General features: G+C 40.5%; 23 protein-coding genes and 1 tRNA gene. 10 read left to right on the top strand and 14 right to left on the bottom strand.

The window, feature by feature from the left end; genetic code table 11:
• Positions 1 to 52: 52 nt before the first annotated feature.
• Complete coding sequence (locus AC57BQ_RS01635; protein ID WP_496404617.1) at positions 53 to 1,531, top strand: PAS domain-containing sensor histidine kinase; 1,479 nt, start codon at positions 53 to 55, stop codon at positions 1,529 to 1,531.
• Positions 1,532 to 1,544: 13 nt separating this feature from the next.
• Positions 1,545 to 1,967, top strand: a complete 423-nt coding sequence (locus tag AC57BQ_RS01630; protein ID WP_496404616.1) for a response regulator — start codon at positions 1,545 to 1,547, stop codon at positions 1,965 to 1,967.
• Between the two features lie 49 nt (positions 1,968 to 2,016).
• Here the strand turns inward: AC57BQ_RS01630 and AC57BQ_RS01625 are convergent, their stop codons facing one another.
• Positions 2,017 to 2,997 carry a type I phosphomannose isomerase catalytic subunit gene (locus tag AC57BQ_RS01625; RefSeq protein WP_496404615.1) on the bottom strand — a complete coding sequence of 327 codons (981 nt, stop codon included), beginning with the start codon at positions 2,995 to 2,997 and terminating at the stop codon, positions 2,017 to 2,019.
• A 137-nt stretch (positions 2,998 to 3,134) separates the two neighbouring features.
• Entirely contained in the window at positions 3,135 to 4,364 is a 1,230-nt protein-coding gene (locus AC57BQ_RS01620) for an NADP-dependent isocitrate dehydrogenase (protein ID WP_496404614.1), read from the bottom strand.
• A 216-nt stretch (positions 4,365 to 4,580) separates the two neighbouring features.
• Here AC57BQ_RS01620 and AC57BQ_RS01615 point away from each other — a divergent pair, with 216 nt between their 5' ends.
• Both AC57BQ_RS01615 and AC57BQ_RS01610 read left to right on the top strand, forming a co-directional pair.
• On the top strand, positions 4,581 to 5,288 hold the full coding sequence (locus tag AC57BQ_RS01615; protein WP_496404613.1) for a hypothetical protein: 708 nt from the start codon (positions 4,581 to 4,583) through the stop codon (positions 5,286 to 5,288).
• Positions 5,289 to 5,503: 215 nt separating this feature from the next.
• Entirely contained in the window at positions 5,504 to 5,968 is a 465-nt protein-coding gene (locus tag AC57BQ_RS01610) for a hypothetical protein (protein WP_496404612.1), read from the top strand.
• Positions 5,969 to 6,095: 127 nt separating this feature from the next.
• Here AC57BQ_RS01610 and AC57BQ_RS01605 read toward each other — a convergent pair whose 3' ends face one another.
• From AC57BQ_RS01605 to AC57BQ_RS01595, 3 genes are all read right to left on the bottom strand, one after another.
• Complete coding sequence (locus tag AC57BQ_RS01605; protein WP_496404611.1) at positions 6,096 to 7,910, bottom strand: DNA polymerase III subunit gamma/tau; 1,815 nt, start codon at positions 7,908 to 7,910, stop codon at positions 6,096 to 6,098.
• 74 nt (positions 7,911 to 7,984) lie between these two features.
• Complete coding sequence (locus AC57BQ_RS01600) at positions 7,985 to 8,152, bottom strand: hypothetical protein (RefSeq protein WP_496404610.1); 168 nt, start codon at positions 8,150 to 8,152, stop codon at positions 7,985 to 7,987.
• Between the two features lie 123 nt (positions 8,153 to 8,275).
• Positions 8,276 to 8,896 carry a hypothetical protein gene (locus tag AC57BQ_RS01595; protein ID WP_496404609.1) on the bottom strand — a complete coding sequence of 207 codons (621 nt, stop codon included), beginning with the start codon at positions 8,894 to 8,896 and terminating at the stop codon, positions 8,276 to 8,278.
• Between the two features lie 149 nt (positions 8,897 to 9,045).
• Between AC57BQ_RS01595 and rpsF the strand changes: the two genes are divergently transcribed.
• The 4 genes from rpsF to mtgA all read left to right on the top strand — a co-directional run bounded on the left by rpsF (position 9,046) and on the right by mtgA (position 11,008).
• Positions 9,046 to 9,411: a 30S ribosomal protein S6 gene (rpsF, locus tag AC57BQ_RS01590; RefSeq protein ID WP_090463853.1), complete on the top strand. Its 366-nt coding sequence runs from the start codon at positions 9,046 to 9,048 to the stop codon at positions 9,409 to 9,411.
• Complete coding sequence (gene rpsR, locus AC57BQ_RS01585; protein ID WP_022833472.1) at positions 9,411 to 9,674, top strand: 30S ribosomal protein S18; 264 nt, start codon at positions 9,411 to 9,413, stop codon at positions 9,672 to 9,674. The genes rpsF and rpsR overlap by 1 nt, the downstream gene beginning before the upstream one ends.
• A gap of 15 nt (positions 9,675 to 9,689) precedes the next feature.
• The gene (gene rplI / locus AC57BQ_RS01580) at positions 9,690 to 10,133 is read left to right on the top strand and encodes a 50S ribosomal protein L9 (protein ID WP_090463850.1); all 444 of its coding nucleotides are present in this window, start codon (positions 9,690 to 9,692) and stop codon (positions 10,131 to 10,133) included.
• 194 nt (positions 10,134 to 10,327) lie between these two features.
• Complete coding sequence (mtgA, locus tag AC57BQ_RS01575; protein ID WP_496409451.1) at positions 10,328 to 11,008, top strand: monofunctional biosynthetic peptidoglycan transglycosylase; 681 nt, start codon at positions 10,328 to 10,330, stop codon at positions 11,006 to 11,008.
• A 350-nt stretch (positions 11,009 to 11,358) separates the two neighbouring features.
• On the opposite strand, the gene AC57BQ_RS01570 is transcribed toward mtgA, so the two are convergent.
• Both AC57BQ_RS01570 and AC57BQ_RS01565 read right to left on the bottom strand, forming a co-directional pair.
• The gene (locus tag AC57BQ_RS01570) at positions 11,359 to 11,964 is read right to left on the bottom strand and encodes a YdeI/OmpD-associated family protein (protein ID WP_496404608.1); all 606 of its coding nucleotides are present in this window, start codon (positions 11,962 to 11,964) and stop codon (positions 11,359 to 11,361) included.
• A 36-nt stretch (positions 11,965 to 12,000) separates the two neighbouring features.
• Positions 12,001 to 12,486, bottom strand: coding sequence for an ABC transporter ATPase (locus tag AC57BQ_RS01565; RefSeq protein WP_496404607.1), 486 nt, complete (start codon positions 12,484 to 12,486; stop codon positions 12,001 to 12,003).
• 45 nt (positions 12,487 to 12,531) lie between these two features.
• Here AC57BQ_RS01565 and AC57BQ_RS01560 point away from each other — a divergent pair, with 45 nt between their 5' ends.
• Positions 12,532 to 13,014, top strand: coding sequence for a hypothetical protein (locus AC57BQ_RS01560; protein ID WP_496404606.1), 483 nt, complete (start codon positions 12,532 to 12,534; stop codon positions 13,012 to 13,014).
• Here the strand turns inward: AC57BQ_RS01560 and AC57BQ_RS01555 are convergent.
• Genes AC57BQ_RS01555 through AC57BQ_RS01545 form a run of 3 tightly spaced genes read right to left on the bottom strand, consistent with a single transcriptional unit; the run spans position 13,009 to position 15,586 of the window.
• Entirely contained in the window at positions 13,009 to 13,797 is a 789-nt protein-coding gene (locus AC57BQ_RS01555; RefSeq protein WP_496404605.1) for a (Fe-S)-binding protein, read from the bottom strand. The genes AC57BQ_RS01560 and AC57BQ_RS01555 overlap by 6 nt on opposite strands.
• A 19-nt stretch (positions 13,798 to 13,816) precedes the next feature.
• A complete protein-coding gene (locus AC57BQ_RS01550; RefSeq protein WP_496404604.1) occupies positions 13,817 to 14,257 on the bottom strand; it encodes a DUF2750 domain-containing protein in 441 nt (146 codons plus the stop codon).
• A 27-nt stretch (positions 14,258 to 14,284) separates the two neighbouring features.
• The gene (locus AC57BQ_RS01545; RefSeq protein WP_496404603.1) at positions 14,285 to 15,586 is read right to left on the bottom strand and encodes a 4Fe-4S dicluster domain-containing protein; all 1,302 of its coding nucleotides are present in this window, start codon (positions 15,584 to 15,586) and stop codon (positions 14,285 to 14,287) included.
• Between the two features lie 217 nt (positions 15,587 to 15,803).
• Here AC57BQ_RS01545 and AC57BQ_RS01540 point away from each other — a divergent pair.
• Positions 15,804 to 15,876 (top strand) — tRNA-Phe (locus AC57BQ_RS01540).
• Between the two features lie 102 nt (positions 15,877 to 15,978).
• Here AC57BQ_RS01540 and AC57BQ_RS01535 read toward each other — a convergent pair.
• The 4 genes from AC57BQ_RS01535 to AC57BQ_RS01520 all read right to left on the bottom strand — a co-directional run bounded on the left by AC57BQ_RS01535 (position 15,979) and on the right by AC57BQ_RS01520 (position 24,530).
• Positions 15,979 to 16,170 (bottom strand): hypothetical protein, encoded by a 192-nt coding sequence (locus AC57BQ_RS01535; RefSeq protein WP_496404602.1) that lies wholly within the window; start codon positions 16,168 to 16,170, stop codon positions 15,979 to 15,981.
• 177 nt (positions 16,171 to 16,347) lie between these two features.
• A complete protein-coding gene (locus AC57BQ_RS01530; protein ID WP_496404601.1) occupies positions 16,348 to 17,967 on the bottom strand; it encodes a RagB/SusD family nutrient uptake outer membrane protein in 1,620 nt (539 codons plus the stop codon).
• 24 nt (positions 17,968 to 17,991) lie between these two features.
• A complete protein-coding gene (locus AC57BQ_RS01525) occupies positions 17,992 to 21,138 on the bottom strand; it encodes a SusC/RagA family TonB-linked outer membrane protein (protein ID WP_496404600.1) in 3,147 nt (1,048 codons plus the stop codon).
• Positions 21,139 to 21,758: 620 nt separating this feature from the next.
• Positions 21,759 to 24,530 carry a glycoside hydrolase family 2 protein gene (locus AC57BQ_RS01520; protein WP_496404599.1) on the bottom strand — a complete coding sequence of 924 codons (2,772 nt, stop codon included), beginning with the start codon at positions 24,528 to 24,530 and terminating at the stop codon, positions 21,759 to 21,761.
• Positions 24,531 to 24,600 lie beyond the last annotated feature (70 nt).

Genomic DNA, 24,600 nt, shown 5'->3' with positions numbered 1-24,600 from the left:
TTTCTTATAGAGAGGGTGTTGTTATCAAATAAATGAGTAGGTATTAATTTATATGAGTTTTTCTGAGGATAAGTTTTCTGATGACAGCAGGCTGCATCTTGCTCAAATAATTGATAACATTAATGCAGGTATCTGGGAATATAATATTAATACCAGGACTATTAAATGGTCGGCTGGTTTTTACAGTATCCTGGGGTATGATACCAATGAAATTGAATGCTCCAATCACATATTTTTTGAACACCTTTTATATCATCAGGACAAGGCTGTTTTTCTGAACGCTTTAAATGATCAAAACACAAACCCTGCTAAACCGATTCAAATAAGGTTACTCACCAAATCATCCGGATATCATTGGTTTGAAAGCACTATCAAAAGGCAGTATGATACAAGCGGGCAGATCATTTATGGCTCCATTATTAATATTAACCAGTATAAACAAGCCGAACTGCAGGCTAGCCGCAATGACCAGCATTACGGTGATACTATCAGGATTGCCAAATTGGGCAGCTGGGAAATTGATGCCGCTACCCTCAATTTAACATTATCCAAACAGATATACGATATTTTTGAGTTACAAGCCGAAATAAAGCTCAGCATTGAAGAGACTGTAAGTTTTTTCGAACCACCCTATCGCACCGTTATACAAAACGCCATTAACAACGCGCTGGAGTTTTGCCAGCCTTATGACTTGGAATTGCTGTTCAGAACTGCCAAAAATCATGTGATCTGGGTACGGGCCAAAGGTGTACCCATTATTAACGAATATGGCCGGTGTGTTACTATACGGGGCATTTTACAGGATATTGACAGCAACAAACGCAAGGGGCTCAGCCTGGAATCATCACTCAATTTACTGACCGATCAAAACAGGCGCCTGCAAAATTTTGCGTATATCGTATCACACAATCTGCGTTCGCATACTGGTAACCTGCAATTCATGGTGAACTTGTATGAAGAAACAGAATTGGCTGAAGATCGTACCGAGATCTTCGCGCATATTAAATCGATCAGCAGTAGCTTAAACGCCACCATTGAACACCTGAACGAAATTGTTAAGATACAGACTGAAATTACCAACGAACGGAGTATCATCAGTTTTGAAGCCATTTTCAACAATATCCAGTCTGCTATAAAAAGCAATATAGAAGCCCTAAATGCCCGTATAGAATATGATTTTAGTCAGTGCCCGCAAATAAGCTATATACCAGCTTATATGGAGAGCATTTTACAAAATCTACTTACTAATGCTCTGAAATACAGCCACCTGGATAGACAACCCATCATCAGGTGTTATACCATGAAAGAGCGAAATCATATTTACCTGATATTTGAAGATAACGGGATAGGGATAGATCTGGATCGTTATGGCGACAAGGTATTTGGCATGTACAAAACATTTCATCAAAATCCTGATGCCAAAGGCATAGGCCTGTTTATTACCCGCAACCAGATAGAAGCGCTTGGTGGCACCATTAAAATTGAAAGCACTGTAAATATTGGCACTAAATTTACCATTAAACTGGTGTAATTTAAACTGATAAATGATCATACCCACTTCCGCTGTTAATACCTGTATTATTGATAACAACAAAATTTACGCTTACGGATTTAAAAAGCTCCTCAGCATAAAAGACCTAAGCAATCAGGTTACTCACTTTGATAATGGTAGTGAAGCAATTGCCCATTTAAGAGATCCTGATAATGCTCAGAATTTGCCTGATATTATATTTCTAGACCTCAGCATGCCCGTAATGGATGGCTGGGAATTTCTGAAAGAATTTGAGGAAATAAAATCTCAACTGGGGAAAAAAATCTCCGTTTATATCCTCAGCTCATCTATTGACTCCCACGATATTGACCGTGCGAAAAATATTCCTTCTATTTCTGATTATATTTTTAAACCGGTGGATGTTCAGCGTCTTCAGGAGATCTTCAAAGATCTGCAGGGAATAGCAAGACAATAGAAGAAATTAGTACAGGTACTGTAAAATAGTACCTGTACTAATAGACCTATTATTCAATATAGCTTTCCAATATTTTAAAGTCGCCGGTTGTTTCCAATTCAACCTGATCGATGCTTTTAGGCAGCAAGATACATTCACCCATTTTTACTGAGTATACTTCTCCGTTGTATTTTATAGTGTAAGCCCCCTCCACGCATACATGAATCACAAATGAATCAAGCGTTGAGTAATCCTTAGAGGTACTATGCGTAAAATCGAGCAGGTTAGTTGTAAAATAAGGACAAGTAACCAGTTTTACTGTTTCATCCTTTTTAGGCTGGTAACTGGTTTTATATTCCGGATAATGTTTATAGTCGATAGCCGCAAGCGCTTCCTGGGTATGCAGCTCGCGTTTGTTGCCCTTGTCATCAACCCGGTCAAAATCATATATACGGTAGGTAATATCAGATGTTTGCTGAATTTCGGCTATGAGCAAACCTTTACCAATGGTGTGTACTCTGCCAGCTGGTAAAAAGAACACATCACCCGCTGTTACATCTTCCTTGTTCAAAATGTCGGTAAGGTGTCCGCTGTTAAATTTATCAAGATAGAGCTGCTCGGTAAGTTCCTGGTTAAAGCCTGCAATCAGCGTTGAACCGGGGTCGGCTTCAATTACATACCACATCTCGGTTTTTCCAAATGAATTATGGCGTTTTTTGGCCAGTTCATCATTCGGGTGCACCTGGATAGACAGATCTTCATTAGCATCAATAAATTTTACCAGCAATGGGAATATATTACCAAAGTGGGCATAAACCTTTTTACCTACCAATTCACCTTGATATTTCTCCAGCAAGTCGGCCAGTGATTCACCAGCCAGTTCGCCATCGGCAACTACAGATACATCAGATTTTACACCTGATATTTCCCAGGTTTCGCCACAGTTAGGCAAAGCACCAAAATCTTTATGTAAATAGGTTTTGATCTTTTGACCGCCCCATATTTTGTCTTTATAAATAGTTTTAAATTTTAACGGATATAATGCTGACATCTGTTTTGTTTTTATAGCGCTAAGTTAGGAGTTAAAAAAAGAAACAGATAAACCGATTCAGCTTTTTTTATCAAAAATTGATGAGCACAAAAAAGCCCACTCTAAAGAGCGGGCTTTTGTATAGCTTGGGTTATAGCTTATTTACCTAATTTAATTTTCAGGTTTTCGTCAATAGCAGCCAAAAACTCTTCGGTATACAAGTAATCAGTACCATGTTCAACCTTTGGTTTAATGGTGATGGCCAAATCTTTGGTCATTTTACCACTTTCTACCGTTTCGATACAAACCTGCTCTAAAGTTTTGCAGAAGTTTACCAACTCCTGGTTATTATCCAACAAACCACGGAACTCCAATCCTCTTGTCCACGCGAAAATTGATGCGATAGGGTTAGTTGAGGTTGGTTTACCAGCCTGATGGTCGCGGTAGTGGCGGGTAACAGTACCATGCGCAGCTTCGGCTTCCATAACAGTACCGTCTGGGGTAACTAAAGTAGAGGTCATTAAACCTAATGAACCAAAACCTTGTGCTACTGTATCTGATTGCACGTCGCCATCATAATTCTTACAAGCCCAAACAAAGTTACCATTCCACTTTAATGCAGATGCAACCATGTCGTCAATCAGGCGGTGCTCATAAGTAATGCCTGCTTCAGCAAACTTTTGTTTGTAATCCTGTTGATATATCGCTTCAAAAATATCTTTAAAACGACCATCGTATTTTTTCAGGATGGTATTTTTGGTTGATAAATATAAAGGCCAGCCTTTCATCAAAGCCTGATTAAAGCAGGCATGTGCAAATCCTGTAATAGATTCATCGGTATTATACATGGTTAAGGCTACACCATCGCCCTTAAAATTATACACTTCGTACGATTGCTCGGCGCTACCATCTTCTGGAGTAAAGGTCACAGTTAATTTACCTTTCCCTTTGGTTAAAAAATCGGTAGCACGGTACTGATCGCCAAAGGCATGACGGCCAATGCATATAGGAGCAGTCCAGTTAGGCACCAAACGTGGTACGTTGGCCATTACAATGGGTTCACGAAAAACGGTACCATCCAAAATGTTACGGATAGTTCCGTTTGGCGATTTCCACATTTGTTTTAAGCCAAACTCTTCTACACGGGCCTCATCAGGTGTAATAGTGGCGCATTTGATACCTACACCATATTTTAAGATAGCATTAGCGGCATCAATGGTCACCTGATCATTAGTTTCATCACGATACTCGATACCCAGATCATAATATTTGATATCAAGATCCAGATAAGGAATTATCAACCTGTCTTTGATAAATTTCCAGATGATTCGGGTCATTTCATCGCCATCCAGTTCAACTACCGGATTTTCTACTTTAATTTTTGACATACCTGATGTTGTTTTTTTATTTTAATGGCTTCAAATATATTAAATAGACTTTACCATTTTCATTAATAATAGATGAAATTTATTGATTTACCTGGGCCTGACTATTTATTGTGGCAAGTTTATTGTGTTTGCAGGGGCGAATACTATTTTTATAAAATTAAACGTTAGTTAAATAAATTAACAGATTGCCAATTAGTAGCCCCCTAATGTCTATCTATGACAAAACTGATATTAAGAACAGTCCTTACAATTATTCTATGCACCAGCGCATTTTTTGCGAAAGCCCAGTTAGGTTACGATTATGCTCAATACGATGTAGGCATCGGCCTTGGTCTTAACTATCCCATTAGTACAGATGTAACCAAAGCTTTAAAGTACACCCCTTCGGCTCAACTTAACTTCAATTATAATCATGGCCCATTTATAAACTATGTTTTTGAAGGGCAATATGGTACGCTTAAAGCCGGTGACCCGAGTTTGGGATATGGCCGTATATTTGAAAACCATTTTTGGGCCTTTGCCTTAAGGGTACAATTGCAGGCTGGCGAGCTGATGGATTACTCTAATAGCCCAATGGCCAATGCATTTAAAGGCCTTTACCTTTCAACCGGCATCGGGTACCTGGTGAACCATGTAAAAAAGGGTGGAGAAAATGGTCTGCCGGCTGGTGTTCAACCTCCGGGTGACAACAACAGCCAGGTACCTTTTATACCCATAAGAATAGGTTATGAGATTAAGTTATTTAACCAGTATAACAATCCCGGTATTAAAATAGACCTGGGCTACCAATATAACAGGGTAATGGATGATAACCTTGACGGGTACAAGGCCGGGCTTCATAATGATATATTTACACAGTTTACCCTGGGCGTAAAAGTGGCCATTGGCGGTGTAACGTCTTACCGCAAACAAATATATTATTAGAATCAAGAGTCAAGATATTAGAATCAAGAAGAAAATAAGAAAACCTACTCGTTTACTATTAGTAGAACTAAACATCCTCTAATTTGTAGGTTGTTATTCCATATTTGGCTGTTTTCTTGACTCTTGGTTCTTGACCCTTGATTCGCATTATTATTAATTGCCCCTGCTTTGGTTTTGGCAAGGTTTTTTGGTATATTTAATCAAAGCAAAAACCGATGAACAATCAAAATATAAACCCCGGATTTGATGATGATTATGAAGACGATGACGCTTTAAATGATAACAGCGCCGATCGGGACAGAACATTAAAAGACGAATTAGGCGAAACCATTGACAAGGAGGATCTTAAATACAATCCTGACGACAACAGCTTTGAATATGATGTAAAAAGCGACGATCCGGATTATGATCACCCCGATCCCTATAACACTTCCGTTAAAAACGGCAACGACATGAATTCGACCTATGACGAAGCCAATCCATACGATAATACGGATGAAGAGTATGCAGGTAAAAGATCGCTTGAAACGGACGTTGATGATCTTGGCATGCACATTGACGAGGGCGAAATTGTAGAAGTTGACCCCGCCGATTCTGCATTAGCACACACTCCTGAAGATGATCGGGACGACCTTGACGATGAAGGTTACCCTAAAAATGATACGGAATTTTTAAAATAAGTTTTTCAGTTTTGAGTACCTCATTCCGATCATCCTGAACTTGTTTCAGGATCACTCCGGACAATTAACCTGCATGCTGCAACTTTGTATGTGAGATGCCGAAACAAGTTCGGCATGATCAAATAGCTTAATCAAAATCAAGATTAAAACGGTTACGCAAATCAACCAGTTGGGGGTTGCGGGCAGCCAGGTACTGAAACTTTTCTATCGCCGTATACGGTTTTCTCACTACCTCCTGTTCATCTACACGTGCATTTACTTCAATAGTAAAGTTTTTTAACCGGCCCCGCAGGTAATTATGTAAAGCGGGTCTTTCTTCTTTAAATAAGTTTTCCTGTAATTTGGTACCCACCACTATCTCAAACTCGTAAGGTTTAATCATCCGCGGAGCGTTGGCTATAAAAATAGTTACCAGGTTCTTTTTACCGTCTGCCTTAATCTTAGCAGCAAAATCACTCCAGCATTGCAAAAAGTTGTCCATGGTAAAATCATCACGGTCATCTCCTTTTAAATAGGGGTCTTCCTCTTCTGCTGCTACTTCTTCTGCGGTTTTACCGGTATCTGTAAGCGATGGTATTTTTATGGATAACGAACCCAGGCTTGGTGAGGGTATAAATATTTTAGGTTTTTCTGCCGGTGCTTGCTCTTTTACTTCTGTTACCTGTTTATTTTCAACAGTTTGCGATTTCGTTGTATTATAAGTTAGCGGTGTATCACTTAATACTGCTGCCTCATTATTGATCTTATTAGTTTGTACCGGCGCTGTTACTGTTGAGGTATCAGGTTTTTTTTTTAATGACCCGTCTGCGGCGGATGTTGCTGTGAGCGGCGAAGTCACCATATTAAATGCCGAGGGCAAGTGGCACATTTTAAGCAATGCGAGCTCAACCTGAAGCCGCTGGTTTTTACTCAGCTTATAATTGATATCGCATTGGTTGGCAATATTCATGGCCGAAAGTAAAAACGATACCGGGCTGCTTTGTGACTGTTGCAGGTATTTATTTTTAATTCCTTCGCTTACCTCGAGTAACTTTAAAGTTGATTGATCTTTACTGACCAACAGATTGCGGAAATGTTCGCACAGGCCGGCTATAAAGTGAGCTCCATCAAAACCTCTTGATAATATTTCGTCAAAAAACAACAGTACTTTGCCTGTATCTTCTAGTAACAGACTGTCTGTTATATTAAAATAATAATCGTAATCAAGAATGTTCAGGTTATCAATTACCGAGCGATAAGTAACCTTGCCACCAGAAAAGCTAACAATCTGGTCAAACATAGACAAGGCATCTCTTAAACCACCATCGGCTTTTTGCGCTATAATATGCAAGCCATCAGGTTCATAGCTAATGTTTTCTTTGCCCGCTATTGATGCCAGGTGGCCAGCCATATCATCAACCCTGATACGGTTAAAATCAAATATCTGGCAGCGCGAAAGTATGGTAGGGAGTATTTTATGCTTCTCGGTAGTGGCCAGTATAAATATGGCGTAATGTGGTGGCTCCTCCAATGTTTTCAAAAAGGCGTTAAAAGCCGCCTGCGACAGCATGTGCACCTCATCAATAATATAAACTTTATACCGGGCAGCCTGTGGCGGTATGCGTACCTGATCAATCAAACTCCTGATATCGTCAACCGAATTGTTTGACGCGGCATCCAGCTCGTGTACGTTAAAGGAGTTACCATTCTCAAACGCTTTGCAGGAGGCGCACTCGCCGCAAGCTTCGCCGTTAGGCTGTAAATTGGTACAGTTGATGGTTTTGGCCAGGATGCGTGCGCAGGTAGTTTTACCCACACCACGTGGCCCGCAGAATAAAAATGCCTGAGCCAGCTGATTATTTCTAATAGCGTTTTTAAGCGTGTTGGTTATATGTTGCTGACCAACAACAGTTTCAAAAGTAGCCGGGCGGTATTTACGAGCCGAAACAATAAAATTATCCACAGCTACGAAGTTAGCAAGAAAATGCCTGAAGTTAAAGTATCGATGAAATGATTATGTAATTAAACTACGCTACCCTATTCGTCATCATCGTCGGGCTGAGGGTAATCATCCTCCGGATCTGGTTCGCCCAGATCGTCATCTACCTGAATCTCATGCAGATCGTCCAATTGATTGTCTAAATCATCGTCCTCATCGTTCCAATCGCTTTCAAACTCGTCATCATCCCCACCGGGAGCTAACATTATGATGTTATTATTCGGCAATACTGCTTCTTGATATTCAGGGTTTACAAATTGCATAATGAATATTTAAGGGTGAAACAACCTATGTAAAGATAAGCTTCAAAATCAAGCTTTCGCAATGATCTATAAAATATCAATGCTTAAAACTTCTTTTACTTTATAATAGCCTTTTGCCTGGGGCAGATATACCTCCATCTCCTGCCATTTTATACTTACTTTTTTCCCCACATATTTAGTGATTCCATTCATGAAATTTTCTGAGTTGGGAAACTGACGAAGCCAGATAAAAGATTTTTCGTTCCCGGTATTATCCGTTAAAACCATATAATTGAATCCTTTATTATCTATTCGTTTAAAGGTTCCATTGGTTACTTGCGCGGCTACAGTTTCATTTTCATCCTTTTGCCCCATTAGCATAGCCAATTTTACAAATGACGAGCAGTTACGCTTCAATAAATTCTTCCCTATTTCTGTGCCTATACGGCTCATAGCCGCATCATCGGTAAATTCTGCATTTTGTTCTTTGGCAACCTCCACCAACAGATCGGCCTGTGCAGTAAAACATTGCATAAAAACATCGTTTGCTTCCTTGGCCGTTTTTATCTTTGAAATATCAATTTTAGACATGCAGTTGCAGATCGAATCGAGCATTTTTTGCTGAGCAGGGCCCGGTTCTGTTTGGGCATTAGCAGCACCACAGGTAAGCGCGAAGACAGTAATAATAAGGCTTAGGTATTTTTTCATATCAAAATTTTCATCAAATATATATTTTGATCTTTATTTTGCTTAACCGTTTGTTTTTTCCTTTTAAAAACTATTTGAAAAATCAATAATTCTCTTTACATTTGCAGCCCCGTAATAGCGGGTAATTAATTAAAAATCAAAGTATAATAATGCAACAGTACGAAATCGTGATCGTTCTAACCCCGTTGTTATCAGAAGAAACAGCTAAAGAAGGCATTGCCAAATTTAGCAAGATCTTAACTGATGGCGGAGCCGAAATTGTCCAGGAGGATAATTGGGGTTTGAGAAAATTAGCGTACCCTATTCAGAAAAAGACTACAGGGTACTATCACTTAACTGAATTTAAGGCTCCAGGTGATTTAATTAACAAATTGGAGATAGAGTTAAGGCGCGATGAGCGTGTTTTGCGTTTCCTGACCATTGCTTTGGATAAACATGCCATTGCTTACAATGACAAAAAACGCAGCGGTGCTTTCAACAAAAAACCAGCAGCTAAAGTGGAGGACGCAAACTAATGGCTAACGAACAAATTAAATACGTTACCGCTCCAAAAGTGGAGGATAACCGTAAAAAATACTGCCGTTTCAAAAAGAATGGTATTAAGTATATCGATTACAAAGACGCAAACTTTTTATTAAAGTTCATTAACGATCAGGGTAAAGTATTACCACGTCGTTTAACTGGTACTTCATTAAAATTCCAGCGTAAAGTGGCTCAAGCCGTTAAACGCGCACGCCACATTGGTTTATTACCTTACGTTACAGATTCATTAAAATAATAGGAGATTCAGAAAATGGAAGTTATTTTAAAACAAGATGTAAAAAACCTGGGTGATAAAGACGATGTTGTAAACGTTAAACCAGGTTATGGCCGTAACTACCTTTTACCAAAAGGCTACGCCATATTAGCTACTGAAAGCGCCCGCAAAGTTTTAGCTGAAAACTTGAAACAAGCTCAGTTTAAACAAGAAAAAATCCGCAAGGATGCAGACGCTATAGCTGCCCGTTTAGAAGGTGTTAAACTAAACATTGGCGCTAAAGCCGGTGAAAGCGGTAAAATTTTCGGTGCCATCAACACTATTCAAATTGCTGATGCATTGAAAAAAGAAGGCTTTGAAGTTGACCGCCGTCGTATTACTTTTGATCAGGAGCCTAAGTTTGTTGGTGATTACATCGCAAACATAAACCTGCACAAAGAAGTAAAAGTACAGGTTCCTTTCTCAGTAGTAGCTGAGTAATTTATATTTCGGAATTCGGAGTTTTGATTTCGGATTTTGAACTTAATTGTAGAATTTTAGAGGGTGTTTTGCCAATGCAAAACACCCTTTTTGTTTTATAGAATTTATTATCAATTGTGAAACGCACCTCCGCCTCATCCTCAAAAAAAAGTTCCAGATCAAAGTCGTGGTTTTCAAAGCTTAAAAACAATGGAATTGCCCGGCTTTTATTCAGAGTTATAAAACTTACCTTTTTACTTTTTGTAGGGTTGAGCCTTTTGGGTGTGCTTTTTTATCGTTTTGTAAACCCACCTTTTACCTGGCTCATGATCGAACGCGGTTTCCAGCGCAAGGCCGCCGGCAAGGATTGGAAGGTTGATAAACAGTGGAAGGATTTCGATGAGATATCTGATAATATGAAACGGGCCGCCGTGGCAGCCGAAGATCAAAGCTTCCTGGAGCATCACGGTTTTGATTTCCGGGCCATTGAAAAGGCTATTGAAAAAAACGCGCACAGTAAAAAGCTCATTGGCGGTAGCACCATATCGCAGCAGGTAGCCAAGAATGTTTTTTTATGGGATGGCCGTTCCTTATTACGCAAAGGCATTGAAGCTTATTTTACCGTATTGATCGAAACTTTCTGGAGTAAAAAGCGCATCATGGAGGTTTACCTCAATGAGATTGAAATGGGTGACGGTATTTATGGCATAGAAGCCGCCTCACAAGCTTATTTTCATAAATCGGCAGCAGACTTAACCAAGCACGAAGCGGCTGCCATAGCGGTGATATTTCCGAGCCCGCTCAGATGGTCGGCCACCAACCCTACCCGTTATTTAAGGCACAGACAATACCTCATCATGAAAAATATGCGGAGGCTGGGTCCGCTGGATTTTTAACACCCTGTTTTTAAATACATAATATTGAATACTTTGAGTTCTATGACGCTTTATGTGGGTAAAGGTTTGGAATGCTTAAATCATCATATGTCATTCCTCCTTACAGCAATGACGCGCGTATTAAAAATCTTAGACTGTGAATCAACTATACTTTATGCTATTCCCTCGCTTCCGCGAGGTTAGCGTGGCATATCTCGTGAGTGACATGTGATACGCATAAAGTAAGACTCAATCATGGTTTACAGTGTAAACCGTTTTTTTATGACAAAATAGAATTAATTAATTGATTATCAGTTAATTAAAAAAGTGTAAACCATAAAAAGTGTAAACCATGTAAACCCAATTTTACCTTACTTATATTTCCAATTCCTTGATTTACCTTCACTCATCCATTCCGCGGCCGTTTCCAGTCTCTTTTGCCGGGTAGCCTCTGTTTTGGCTTCGGTTATCCATTCTACATATTCCTTTTTGTTGGAATAACTAAAATCATAAAACACCTGTACAGCTTTAGGATAAGCAGCTAAAAACTCGATAAAATAATCAGGGATCACTAATTCGGCTTTTTCGGCAGGAGCCTTTTTCGGAGTGGCTTTTTTAATGCCTTTTTCGTTTAATTCGATCCCCTGCAATACGTAGGCGATTAATGTTTCCTTCGCAGGCAGATCGGTGATATCTGTAACGCGACCAAAGCTACCTGCGGCCGCATCACTGGAATCCTCTAAATCACCCTTCATCAACGACCATCGCCAGAAACCGAAAGCACAGTGCTGTTTAAAGGCAGCCATTTGACACACCGGCCCTTTATAGTCAAAAAATGGCATCCCCCATTTTAGGGTTTCGGTGATGAGGGGTGATGCTTCATGAACCACCTCCCTGATATATTCCAGTATCGGTTTTGCAAAGTCGGCCGATTGGGCAATATAAATATCTACCCGGTTATCGTATTGTTCCATCATTAAATTTATGCAAACAACCCAACTTTAACAACAGGGTTATTGATTAATCAGATCCCTGAATAATTGTATATGCCAGCTATTTTTAAATGGTACTTCCCATTTACTTTCCAGCTCGCTTACATTTTGCACCATGTTGTTATAAACAATGGTTTCGGTATTTATTTTCCCTTGTTTCAAAAGGTCTTCAAAAGCATGCCGTGGCAATGAAAGCACTTCTCCGCCTTCCCGGTAAGCCAGGTTAAACCTGTCGAACAAATTGATATGATAGTGCTGCTCCAGGTGCTTCATGAAATGAACAGATTTATCGATAGAGCAGCCGCTGGCCCCCGCCTGGCTTTCATCAACTATTAAAATCAAAAAACGGTTATACCTGATCTCGGCGCGTGCTTTTAACTGGTTGTTATGGGCCGTCCAGCCGATGGTAAAATCATCCAGTTCCTCCTGTATCTGTATTACTTCCGGATCGGTCAATTTTTTATCAGACTGATATATCCAAACTCTTGAGTGTTGAGAAAATTCCATTTACAAAAATATCAATTTATTAACTTCGGGTTACATTTTGTTGTCATGAAAAAATCACTTCAGCCGCAAACAAAAAAGATTTTAGTATTTATTCTCATTTTGCTCGCCGGATGGCTAAATTATAGCTTCAGGCCAGAAACAGACGACCAGGAATGGCTCAGCTGGAGCAATAAATGCCTTACAGAATCATACAATCCGCCGCCTGATACGAAATTAAAAAAGTGGGAACTGACCCTTACCAACGACTATTTTCTGCGCCTCAGAAAAACTTATCAACATGGTCGGCAGGAGTATTTTTCTTTTAATTTACATCGCTTAAATGGGGTAAATTACCAGGGAGACGAGCAAACAGGCACCTTGGAATTAAGCACCAATGCCGATGACATTATTGTACAAACTTACGAGGATCCGAAGGGAGATATCGACTCCATGTCAACGGTCCTTGAGTTGCCTGTCAGGAATATGAGTGCAGCCCGATTGGATAGCCTAAAGAACGCACTAAACTACTTTAAGGCAAAAGCTTTATAAGCCATTTGCCCTTACGGTTATCTCGGCAATATCCAGTACCTGTATCTCTTGCTCCTTATCGTGGTGTTTTACCCCATCGGTAAGCATTGTCATACAAAACGGACAAGCAGCAGCCACAACCTGGGCCTTCGCTTCCAGGATATCTGTCATACGCTCCATGTTGATCTCTTTTTTGCCGGGCTCTGGTTCCTTAAACATCTGGCCGCCACCAGCACCACAGCATAAGCCATTTGACTTGCAGCGTTTCAATTCAACCAGTTCAGTATCTAAAATTTCAAGAGCCGCACGCGGTGCCTCATAAACATTATTACCCCGGCCCAGATAGCAAGGATCGTGGAAACTGATCTTTTTACCCTTAAAGCTTTCACCGCCTTCCGCACGCAGCTTTCCTTCATCAATCAATTGCTGGATAAGCTGTGAATGATGGATCACTTCGTAATTACCACCTAAACCTGGATATTCATTTTTGATGGTATTGAAGCAATGCGGACAACCAGTCACTATTTTTTTAATATTATAGCCATCAAGCACCTGTATGTTGGTCATGGCCAGCATCTGGAACAGAAACTCATTACCGGCACGTTTGGCAGGGTCACCTGTGCAGCTTTCTTCGGTTCCTAAAACCGCATAATTAATACCCACATGCTGTAGTATTTTACAAATATCACGGGTTATTTTCTGCGCTCTTTCGTCAAAACTACCGGCACAACCAACCCAGAATAAAATCTCAGGCTCCTGTCCTTGTGCGGCCATATCGGCCATGGTAGGTATTTTTTGATCCATTATTTATGATTTTTCTCAGTTAATCAAGTGATTCACCGATCTCTGTTATAAATTGGTTTATACTATTATAATTTTTAAAGCTAATTGCCGAGTTAATAGCCTTTAATTGTTCAAGAATATCAATCGCCAGGTTTAAAGCAGCACTTTCCTTTCCGAGCATATTGGCATCCCAATTAATACCGGCTAAAACTTCATTATCAGCCATCTCTGTACACCAGCTTTCTAAAAATTCCGCTAACGGAATTTCAACGGGCAAGTAACCTTTCCAATCATCCCTGGCACAGATTTTAGCATAAGCTCTATCTGACCAAAATGGGATTACATCAATTTCTTCACTATCATTTGAATGAGAGTTTGCCCATCCGTTCTTGCTTTTTAATGCCCATACCAATTTACTGGCAGCAGTCTTTTCTATAAATAGCTTATATTTTGATTCAATGGTTGCGATATCTTGTGACATTCTTATTATCTATTATAAATCCCCAACTTAATCAACATCTGCCCAATTAAATCTATCTGCCTGGCTATATTTCCATGGCGCTCCATTATTTTCTACATTACCAAACATATTGTTGAGGCTTGCAGGGGCCTGTGATTCTTCCATCACAATATAACGGCGCATTTCGGTAATAATCTCCAGTGGATTAATATTTACAGGACAGGCATCGGTGCAGGCATTACAGGTAGTACAAGCCCAAAGCTCTTCGCGGGTAATGTAGTTATCCAATAAAGTTTTACCATCATCATGGTCTTTTCCGTGCTTATCCAGGTTATTACCCACTTCAGTAAGCCTATCGCGCGTATCCATCATAATTTTCCGGGGCGATAACAGCTTGCCGGTAATATTGGCCGGACATACCGAAGTACATCTGCCGCATTCTGTACAGGTATAAGCCTCCATCAGGTTTTTCCAGCTCAAGTCGGTAACGTCTTTGGCTCCGAAGCGGGCTGGTTCGCCTGTATTCTCCGGAACAAAAGAAGGATCAAGCATGGCCTTCACCTCATTGGTAACCGATGCCATATTGGTAAATTTCCCCTTATTATTTAAATTGGAATAGTAAGTATTGGGGAAAGCCAGCAGGATATGGAAATGCTTGGAATAAGGCAAGTAATTCAAGAATGCCAATATCCCAATAATATGAAACCACCAGCATATGCGTTCAACAATAACCAAAGCACCCGCCTCATTTGGTAATAGCGGTGCTATTAATGAACTCACAGGAAAACTGCCTGCTTTAACATAATGACTAAAATGCAATAACTGCAGTTTGTAATCGGCCGCATTCATGGTTAAAAAGGCGCTCATCAGCAAAATTTCGGTAATGAGGATATAATTGGCATCAGACCTGGGCCATTTGGTCATCTCGGTGCCCGTAAAGCGTTTCAAATGAACGATGTTACGTCTGCAAAGGAAAACTACGCAGGCGGTAAGCACCAACACTGCCAGTACTTCAAAGCTACCTATCAAAAACCCATACAAACTCCCCAATGGATTCGAAAATATACGGTGCGAACCGAATACCCCATCGATCATGATCTCCAGCACTTCCAGGTTAATGATCACAAACCCGATGTAGATAAAAAAGTGCATAACGGCAGCTACAGGACGTTTCACCATTTTGGTTTGCCCAAGAGCTACCTTTGCCATTACTTTCCAGCGTTCAGCGGGCCGGTCAGATCGGTCTGTATCTTTCCCGAGCAAAATATTACGCCTTATTTTTGCTGCGTTTTTAGCAAACAGGTAAATAGCAACCCCTAAAATGATAATAAATATAACTTGTGCAATCATTATGCGTGCATAGTATTTTATTCAAAGTTAATTGAATTGTTGAAAGAGAAAAATGTTTTAGGATTGAAAAATATCTTTAAAGCTAAGTAACTGATTAACTGGCAAATTGTTTAATTTCAAAAATTAACGCATACTTTCCTCAGAATATTTTTAAACTTTTTTCAAAAAAAACTTTTCAAACATAAAAAAAAAGCTACATTTGCACTCCCCAAAAGGAGGTATCATAGCTCAGTCGGTAGAGCAAAGGACTGAAAATCCTTGTGTCGCTGGTTCGATCCCAGCTGATACCACAGAATAAAAAAGGTCTTTTTCATAGCGAAAAAGGCCTTTTTATTTTTCGAGCAAACTTTTTCCGTTGTAATTCCAACAGCAGAACAAAATCAATCAGTTCATTAGCTTCTTTGATCTTTGATAACACTAATTAATTCCCGCAATAGCCCGGTATTTTCATCTAAAACACTGAGGATGACTTCCATCTTTTCATTTAGTTTCTCCAGTTCGTCATTATTATTAAATGCCCATGATGTGTTGGTCTGAATTAGATCGATTCCAGATTTTAGCTTTTCAAATTGTGATTCCTCCATTATTCATTTATTTTGAATGAGCTTATTAATTGGTAACCGTTCCTTTATTGGTAATACCAATCGGCCATTTCGGCGTGGCCCTTTTATACCAGACTTTTGACATCTAATTTTGTTAAAAAAGAGCCTACACCCAGGGTGGCGTACGCTCTTTTTCAACAAAATTATAAGTTTATTTTTTTAATTCCAGTCGCCAGAAATATCTCTTGCTACTGAAGAATTAGCATTTTTCTCAGCTAAAGGTATTGGAAACAGTAAGTTTTTATCTTGAAAGGGCCGTGTACCGTCCTCAACTTGCCTTTCAGCATTTATGGTTTGTTTTGCGATACCCCAGCGTATCAAATCAAAATAACGGCTTTGTTCGCCGGTTAATTCCAGCTGCCTTTCACGCATTAAAATGTTCATAGCTTCTGTCTGGCTACCCAACGAAGTATAAAGAGGCGCATTAACACTTGGTCTGCTGCGTACCTGGTTAATCAATGCCATTGGCTGTGACCCTGTATTACCCTGTTGTATGTAAGCTTCGGCCAGCATAAGCAATACATCAGCATAGCGTATTACCTGCCCGTTTATACCACTTTGCGGTCCGCCAAAACTGGCCATCTTATTATAATATTCATATTTAAGCCACGCATATCCTTTTGAGGCGTAAGGGTAAGCTATAACCGGCGACACTCCGGGTTTAGGAGGGGCACATTGCTGGCAATATTCCGTTTGCCCGCCGCTTGCGGCATCGCCGTAAAAAGTGAAAGCTGCACGGGGGTCTACGTAATTCACAGATGGGTTTTGTGGGTTAGGATAGGTGAAAGCTTTAACAGCAGTTGTAGTTACAAGTACATTGTTCCAATCATTAAAACCATATTCCTGCGCACGGCCAGAATGGGTGGCTTTTCCACCCCAGGTTTCCTGACCGCCAAAAAGGTAGTATTGATTACCTATACCCCAATCTGTCCATTTCTGGTTCATCACCTGAAAAATGGTTTCAGGATTCAAAGCAGGATCATCCTGGTTCGGATCATCAAAAAGATCATTATAAACCGGCGCAAGCGAATAGCTGTAAGGCGCCTTGGTTAACTTAGCAAGTTCTGTTTGTGCCAGGGCCCATTTTTTTTCATATAAGTAAGATTTCCCCAAAAGCGCAACTGCAACACCTTGTGTTGCCCGGCCATAATTGTCAGAAGAGTATGAAAGCGGAAGATCTTTCTGTGCATCCTTTAAATCCTGTTCAATGAATGCCCATACATCGGCTACAGGCGATCTGGCCAGATTAATCTCGGCAGGGGTTGGCTGCTGTATAAACTTGGTACGCAAAGGCACCCGCCCGTACAAATTAACGAGTTGAAAATAGGCATAAGCACGCAGTAATTTGGCTTCGGCGATATATTGAGCCTGGTCAGTTGTCTCTGTGGCGTTAGCCGGCTTCCACGACGTCTGGGCCCGATCAATAACGACGTTAGCACGCGCTATTATCTGGTATAACGCTGCCCATATTTGGCCCATCTGATTCTGATCGGTGCCAAAATTATACTGGGCCAACTGCAGGAGGTCGCCTACCAGGGGCTGATTGTTTTTGGCATCATAGCCCAACAAATCAAAAGTATAATACCACTCGCGTGCCCACAAACCCGTATGCAGCAAACCCGCGTAAGTGGCTACAACGGCCTGATTTACGGCAGCATCGGTCGTAAAATAAGTATCATAAGTATAAGCGTTCTTATTAACCAGATCCAAATTCTTTTTACATCCTATCGAGAGAATTAAAAGCCCTCCTGTCATAAGAAATTTTATATATTTTTTCATAATTGTATTTTTTATAAACATTACTTAAAATCCTGCCTGTATCCCGAATAAAAATGTGCGCGCCTGCGGGATCTGGCCTGTATCAATACCGCGACTAAAAATAGTATCGTTTGCATTGTTGTCCCCATTTACCGTACTTAATTCGGGATCATACCCTTTATAGCCGGTTATGGTAAATAAATTTTGCGCAGCAATATATATGCGCAGTTTACTCAACACATTACCCGAAAACGATTTTAAAGCGTTTTTAGTTAAAGTATAGCCCAGGGTTACGTTACGGGCACGTAAATAGGCACCGTTGTCGATGAAGAAATCTGACGGCCTTACATTTCCCGTTCCTGTTGCATTCTGCCCCGCTCTTGGCAGCTTGGCATTGTCACCCGGTTTCTTCCACCTGTTTAATATGTCGGTTGAGGCATTATGCCCTGTCGCTGCGAAATCCAAAGTGGAAGCCCTCAGATCATTTCCAATCTGCACGCCCTGCACGCCTGATAATACTACGTTAAGGTCGAAATTATGGTAAGTAGCACCCACGTTAATGCCATAGGTAAACTTTGGAATTGCGCTCCCTAAAACCTGCTGGTCTTTTGAGTCAACAACGCCATCACCGTTCAGGTCCTTAAATATAAAGTCGCCGGGAAGCAATCCAGACTGGTAAACCTTAGTTGGATCGCCGGTCTTCTGCTGTGCCTTTTGATTTAATGCATCAATTTCAGCCTGGTCTCTGGCTACATGATCCTCCCTATAACCATAATATGACCCGATAGCAATACCCGGCATAGTCATTGTCTGTACGCTAGTGGTTCCTCCGATTATTGGAGTTGGCGATTGGGGGTCTAACGCTAATGTTTTATTATTGTTAAAAGCGCCGTTAACGCTTATGTTATAGCTAAAATCCTTTTGTACTGCAGAACGGTAACCTAACTGAAATTCAAACCCTTTATTTTGCACCTTAGCCGCGTTAACAGTCTCATAACTGTTGCTTGTATTTAAGCCAACTCCTAAACTTGGCGGTACAGGTATATTTACTAATAATCCACTGCTTTTTCTATTGTAGTAATCGGCGGTAAAAGTTATCCTGTTGTTGAGAAATGCCAGATCGATGCCGGCATCGGTTTGGTCAGTTGCTTCCCAATGCAATTTCGGGTTGGCAATTGTAATAGCTGTTGTTCCGTTAACGAATTTCTCAGTCTGCCCAAAAGAATATACCAGGTTTCCTACAGGCGATCCGTTAAATGTTAATACATCGGTTCTGCCAAGATCGATCCGGTTATTACCTGTACGTCCCCATCCTACACGCAGTTTACCATCGCTGACAAAAGGAAGAGCCGCTTTTACGAAATCTTCCTGACTGAATCGCCATGCAAAGCCCGCGCTCGGGAAATTGCCGTAACGGACTGCCGGGAGAAAGTTGGAAGACCCGTCACGCCTTATGCTGGCCGAAAGAATATACTTATCGTCATAAGAATAAATTAAACGTCCGTAATAAGATTGTTGGACGCCAAATTGAGTGGCATAACCCGATGATCTGCCTGTTACGGTAACGGTTGGGGCTACGCCAATGTCCTTTACCGCATCAGTCAGCATGCCTGTACCCGTTAAACTAGCAGAGCTACTGGTTCCTGCATCAATGTAACTGTTACCTGCTGTTAGCGAAATATTGTGTTTACCAAAGGTATGGTTATAGGACAAATAGTTCTCAATGATGTAATAGGAGGAGCTGCCGTAGGCATGGCCCGCTTGGCGGTCGAAAGCTAGTTTATTGGCAGTTACGAAAGGTACCTGATAAGAATCACTTCCATTACTGTCATATGTTGCTGATGCTTGCGAACGGAAAGTTAAACCATCGATAATTTTCACTTCGGCAAATACTTGTGGATATAATACCATGTCTTGGCTACTTTGGGTTTTTAGGCCCAGGTCCGCCAATGGATTTATAGCATTGCTGTTATCATCATTATTGGTTAAGATGGAGTAACCGCCCGTAATTGAGGAATCATAAATGGGTTGATAAGGTGCATAATTAAGGGCGTTGCCTATGCCCGCTGTCTGGCCCCGCGTTTTGGTGTACCTCAAATTTAAGGTTTGCCCGAAATGAAAACGGCCTAATTTTTCGTCAAGCGAGAACCTGTTATTAAACCGCTTAAAAGTATAATCCTTAATCGTGGCTTGCTGAGTTACATATCCTGCCGACATATTATAGGTAACCTTATCACCTCCGCCGCTTATACTTACATCATTTTGAGTTGATAAAGCGGTTTTAAAAATTTCGTTTTGCCAGTCGTTTCTGTCTACCAAAACAAACGGCGTGTTAAGTTTTGTTGGTATTGGAACATTGTTGGTAACGGCAACATCTTTAATGAGATCTACATAATCGGCTGCTTTTAACAGATCGAGTTTTTTGGGTATAGTTGAAAAACCTACCTGTGATGTAAATGATATTTGAGTGGGGCCCGTTTTACCTTTTTTTGTTGTAATTATCACAACGCCGTTGGCGCCCGAAGCGCCATATATTGCTGTTGAAGCGGCGTCTTTCAATATGGTAATATTCTCAATGTCCTGTGGGCTAATCGTATTGAACAAGCCGGCATCAGCTTGTATGCCATCAATAACATATAACGGGCTAACATTAGTGAAAGAGCCGGTACCACGTATAATAATTTGCGCATCTGAACCTGGCGAGCCATTCGCAGTAACTACCTGAACGCCTGGCGCCTTACCTATTAATAATTGTGCAGGGCTTGTTGATGTATTGGCGCCTGCATCTTTCGCCGCCACCACATTAACAGCGCTTACCAGGTCTTTTCTGCGGGCAGTACCATATCCTATTACTACTACTTCGTTCAGGTTATTAATAGTTTTCAATAAGGCTACATTGAGCGTACCTGATGCCGGAATGACAACCTCTTGTTGATCGTAACCAACAAAAGAGAAAATCAACGTATTTCCCTGAACCGCATTAATGGAATAGAATCCGTCTGAATTCGTATTGGTGACCTCGGACTTACCTTTTACTTTAACCGTTACGCCGGATAGAGAGGTTCCATCTTCCTTACCTGACACTTTGCCGGTAATTTTTCCTGTTTGGGAAAAACCGGGTAGACTTATCATTAGAGCTGATAAGGTCATCCCGATAAAAATCAGGAATTTTGTTAGTAGTTTTCTTTTCATGAATTTAAAATTTAAGTGAAATAATTGGCTGATTATTGAAGGGCGAGAATAACTGACTGTAAGAAATTTGGATCAAAACGTAATTATATTTATAGGTGAAATTAGGGTCTATCCTGATGCTCTCCTCGCGGCTTCCCGGTGACATCTCCATTCTTTTGATATCAGGACTATTTAATGGTTTTACGCTTGCAATCGATTGCGAAACTCCCGTATTAAAAAACATATCACAGTTCATTAGTGAATTTTCAAACACATCCTAAAATCTCAACAGAATCTCAGCTGCCTCCTAGGTTAAAAAAATATTGGTTCAATTGATAATTGGTGGAACGCTCTTCAAACCCGGCGTTCAGATACACCGCATTGAAATAATATTCCAAGAGTTGAAACTATGATAACTTATAAAAAGAGAAGGGTCAAGAATGAATAAAAATATAGACCAAATGTTCAAAGCCTTGCAATAGGTTATAATTAAAGTAATTATGTTTTATTCCATTAACTAAACTAATTCAGCTAAACCCATAAAAAAATGATCATGCCGTTGCTGGTCATGATCATTAACTGCATTTAAAGTTTCGATAAAAATCAATAGTTTGTGCTTATCAAAACTTGACAACCTGCTTCTATTGAAAGTCAAACCATAAGCTACCGCTTACTGGTGTATAATTCAGTGATACATTTTTCTGGCTTTGCGGACCTAATTTCCCCGCGGATTGAAATTTTGTTCCTATAGGACTTATGGTATTCAGGAAACCCAGGTTACCCTCCGGAAAAGGTGGATCAGTATTATCATTACCTGAACCTGCAGCTTTAGCAGGTTTCAGCATTTGTAAATACATACCTTTTTGATTGGTGTACACGGTAAACGGAGCCTGCTTATTTTCAATCGTTACCCAATATACTTCGGCATGATAACCTTTAAATTCGGGGTAGTTCCAGCTTTCACCGGTTATGGTATTATTATAAGCCTTGTGCCAAATACCAAACTGCTGGCCTTTAAGTCTGTTTTTCCAAACATGGTATAGGCCGCGCCCCTCCCACTCCATCCCGGTTATCTGATCTTCCGGATAATTAAAGGTAATACCTGAAAAATCAAACTCGCCCTTTTCATCAAATTGGTAATCAAGCTTTGCCGGTTTGCCGGCGCTGAATGTCCATTTTATGTTAAAGCGAGGGCCTCCTTCATACACTGGTTCTACTATTTCATCATCGCCTACCGTATAATGTTTGATTTGTTTAAGGGTATGTTTTGCGCCTGCCAGCGCCGGTCCATCTTTTAAATCAATGGTTGATTTTGGGGTAATTACTTTTTGAAGATAGCCGGTTTGCGTATCAAAATAATAACTGATGCCATCGGCTTTAATAACCAGGCTTCCATCCTGCTCCATAGCTACAGGTTTAGCCGTCTTATGTACCACATATTTACTGATCCCGCTTGCCGGTGATTTTAATGACCAGCTCCAGGTAAAGATCTCTTTGTTATCGGGGCCAATGACTGTTAAATACAATACATCGCTGTTTGCTCTATCTGCCGGTAAATTGAGTTGTAAAAACCCCTTGCCACCCGGTTCAAGATCTATCGGCGCCACACTTCCTGATGCGTTAATTTTACTATGCAGGTCACTACTTCTTGGTAATGGTAAGGATACCAGTTTCCATTTAAAAGAACATTTATTGAGGTTGGTATAAATATACCGGTTCTCCACCTCCAATTTGCCGTCAAATATTGCTGGTATAAAAGGCTTTTCTATCACCACCGGCGACCAAATTTCTTTAATGGTATAAAAACTGCCTTCTTTTTCACGATGGGGCCCCAATATGCCATCAGGCGCAGCATTACCCTGTATATCTATCAGTCCGTTCCTGTCTGTTCGGGCCACGCCCTCGTCATGAAATGACCATAAAAACCCACCGCCGAAATACGGATGCCTGCGCATCAGGTTCCAGAAGTCGTCTAAACCGGCACCTTGCCCTCCATCATATAAACCGTGCATAAATTCCGTTGGGAAAAACACGTCCTTGCCATATAAAACCGAATTGGCTACATAATTATAATCTGGATAGTGTTTGGTGTCAGTACCGTTGAATTTTTCCCAGGGATGGATCACCAGGCGATGCTGAGGGTCATATTTAGCAAATTCGGTATCCAGATCAGTATTCCAGCCACCTTCGTTACCATTATCCCATATCACAATAGAAGGATGATTTACATCTCTGACCACCAGCTCTTTTACCAGCTTTTTACCAACTTCGGTATCATATTTGGCTTGCCAGCCGGTTAACTCATCCAATACAAAGAGGCCGAGCGAATCACATACGTCCAGAAAATGCTGATCAGGAGGATAATGTGACATCCTTACGGCGTTCATATTCATTTCCTTCATCAGCTTAACATCCATCAGGCTAATATCTTTACTCAATGCACGACCAGATTCGGGCCATTCACTATGTCTGCATACACCTTTAAAAACAACTTTTTTGCCGTTTACATAAAAGCCATCCTGCAACCTTAACTCCGCAGTACGGAAACCAAAACGCTGTTTTATCACATGAACTACACCCTTTGGGTCATTAACTGATACCACAAGGTTATATAAATTTGGTGACTCCGGGTTCCAGGGCAAAATATTTTTCACCTGCTGTTGTAAGGTGATCTTTTGCTCGCCTGTAGTTACTTTTATGCTGAAAGGCGCACCTACCGGTTGCCCGTTAAGTTTCTGTACCTGCGCTTTTATCGTGTGGCTATTATTCGCATTGGCAATAAATACATCAAGCCTTAAAGAGCCGTTAGCTTTGGCATCAATAGCTAACCTGTCAATAAATATTTGGGGAACTATCTCCAGATAAACAGGACGGAAAATCCCACCAAACAACCAAAAATCGGCCTTACGTTCCGCCTGGTTAACCGACTCATCAGTCGATCTTTTGCTAACAGTCACTTCCAATAAATTATCAGCATCATAATTTAGCAGTTGTGTAACATCATATTTAAACCGGTAAAAACCACCTTGATGTATAGGACCTGCAAGTTTTCCGTTAATCTTAACTTCAGTTTCGGTCATGGAAGCTTCAAAAACTATAAAAACTTTTTTGGCAGATGCCGATGCGGGTACTTTAAAATGATATTTGTACTTCCCCTGCTCTTCGGGGTTCTGCGTATCTTTGTAATAATTATAGGTGCCAAAGCCTTGCTGTTCCCAATTGGAAGGGACAGCTATCTTACTCCAGGAGCCACTTTTTTGACCTGTATTGATATAAAAATCCCAGTCGACAGTGTGATCCTTGTCTGTACCTGATAAATATTGATATTGTGTTTGCTGTGCTTTTGCTGGTGATACCGATATGGAAAACAAAGCCCATAACATCAACACCGTATATTTTTGATATTTCTTCATAGCCCTTTAGCGAATTTATAATATTTGTTAACCATTGACAGCTATTCTCAGGCATTTATGATAAATTCCG

This window comes from Mucilaginibacter sp. BGA-UO-ETr-C110, from assembly GCF_059567985.1.
The sequence above is the reverse complement of the archived record's forward strand: the minus strand, read 5'-3'. Positions and strand labels throughout refer to the sequence as shown.

Coding starts and splice junctions, on each gene's coding strand:
- AC57BQ_RS01635 (WP_496404617.1), top strand. CDS start 53: ATGAGTTTTTCTGAGGATAAGTTTTCTGATGACAGCAGGCTGCATCTT.
- AC57BQ_RS01630 (WP_496404616.1), top strand. CDS start 1,545: ATGATCATACCCACTTCCGCTGTTAATACCTGTATTATTGATAACAAC.
- AC57BQ_RS01625 (WP_496404615.1), bottom strand. CDS start 2,997: ATGTCAGCATTATATCCGTTAAAATTTAAAACTATTTATAAAGACAAA.
- AC57BQ_RS01620 (WP_496404614.1), bottom strand. CDS start 4,364: ATGTCAAAAATTAAAGTAGAAAATCCGGTAGTTGAACTGGATGGCGAT.
- AC57BQ_RS01615 (WP_496404613.1), top strand. CDS start 4,581: ATGACAAAACTGATATTAAGAACAGTCCTTACAATTATTCTATGCACC.
- AC57BQ_RS01610 (WP_496404612.1), top strand. CDS start 5,504: ATGAACAATCAAAATATAAACCCCGGATTTGATGATGATTATGAAGAC.
- AC57BQ_RS01600 (WP_496404610.1), bottom strand. CDS start 8,152: ATGTTAGCTCCCGGTGGGGATGATGACGAGTTTGAAAGCGATTGGAAC.
- AC57BQ_RS01595 (WP_496404609.1), bottom strand. CDS start 8,896: ATGAAAAAATACCTAAGCCTTATTATTACTGTCTTCGCGCTTACCTGT.
- rpsF (WP_090463853.1), top strand. CDS start 9,046: ATGCAACAGTACGAAATCGTGATCGTTCTAACCCCGTTGTTATCAGAA.
- rpsR (WP_022833472.1), top strand. CDS start 9,411: ATGGCTAACGAACAAATTAAATACGTTACCGCTCCAAAAGTGGAGGAT.
- rplI (WP_090463850.1), top strand. CDS start 9,690: ATGGAAGTTATTTTAAAACAAGATGTAAAAAACCTGGGTGATAAAGAC.
- AC57BQ_RS01570 (WP_496404608.1), bottom strand. CDS start 11,964: ATGATGGAACAATACGATAACCGGGTAGATATTTATATTGCCCAATCG.
- AC57BQ_RS01565 (WP_496404607.1), bottom strand. CDS start 12,486: ATGGAATTTTCTCAACACTCAAGAGTTTGGATATATCAGTCTGATAAA.
- AC57BQ_RS01560 (WP_496404606.1), top strand. CDS start 12,532: ATGAAAAAATCACTTCAGCCGCAAACAAAAAAGATTTTAGTATTTATT.
- AC57BQ_RS01555 (WP_496404605.1), bottom strand. CDS start 13,797: ATGGATCAAAAAATACCTACCATGGCCGATATGGCCGCACAAGGACAG.
- AC57BQ_RS01550 (WP_496404604.1), bottom strand. CDS start 14,257: ATGTCACAAGATATCGCAACCATTGAATCAAAATATAAGCTATTTATA.
- AC57BQ_RS01545 (WP_496404603.1), bottom strand. CDS start 15,586: ATGATTGCACAAGTTATATTTATTATCATTTTAGGGGTTGCTATTTAC.
- AC57BQ_RS01535 (WP_496404602.1), bottom strand. CDS start 16,170: ATGGAGGAATCACAATTTGAAAAGCTAAAATCTGGAATCGATCTAATT.
- AC57BQ_RS01530 (WP_496404601.1), bottom strand. CDS start 17,967: ATGAAAAAATATATAAAATTTCTTATGACAGGAGGGCTTTTAATTCTC.
- AC57BQ_RS01525 (WP_496404600.1), bottom strand. CDS start 21,138: ATGAAAAGAAAACTACTAACAAAATTCCTGATTTTTATCGGGATGACC.
- AC57BQ_RS01520 (WP_496404599.1), bottom strand. CDS start 24,530: ATGAAGAAATATCAAAAATATACGGTGTTGATGTTATGGGCTTTGTTT.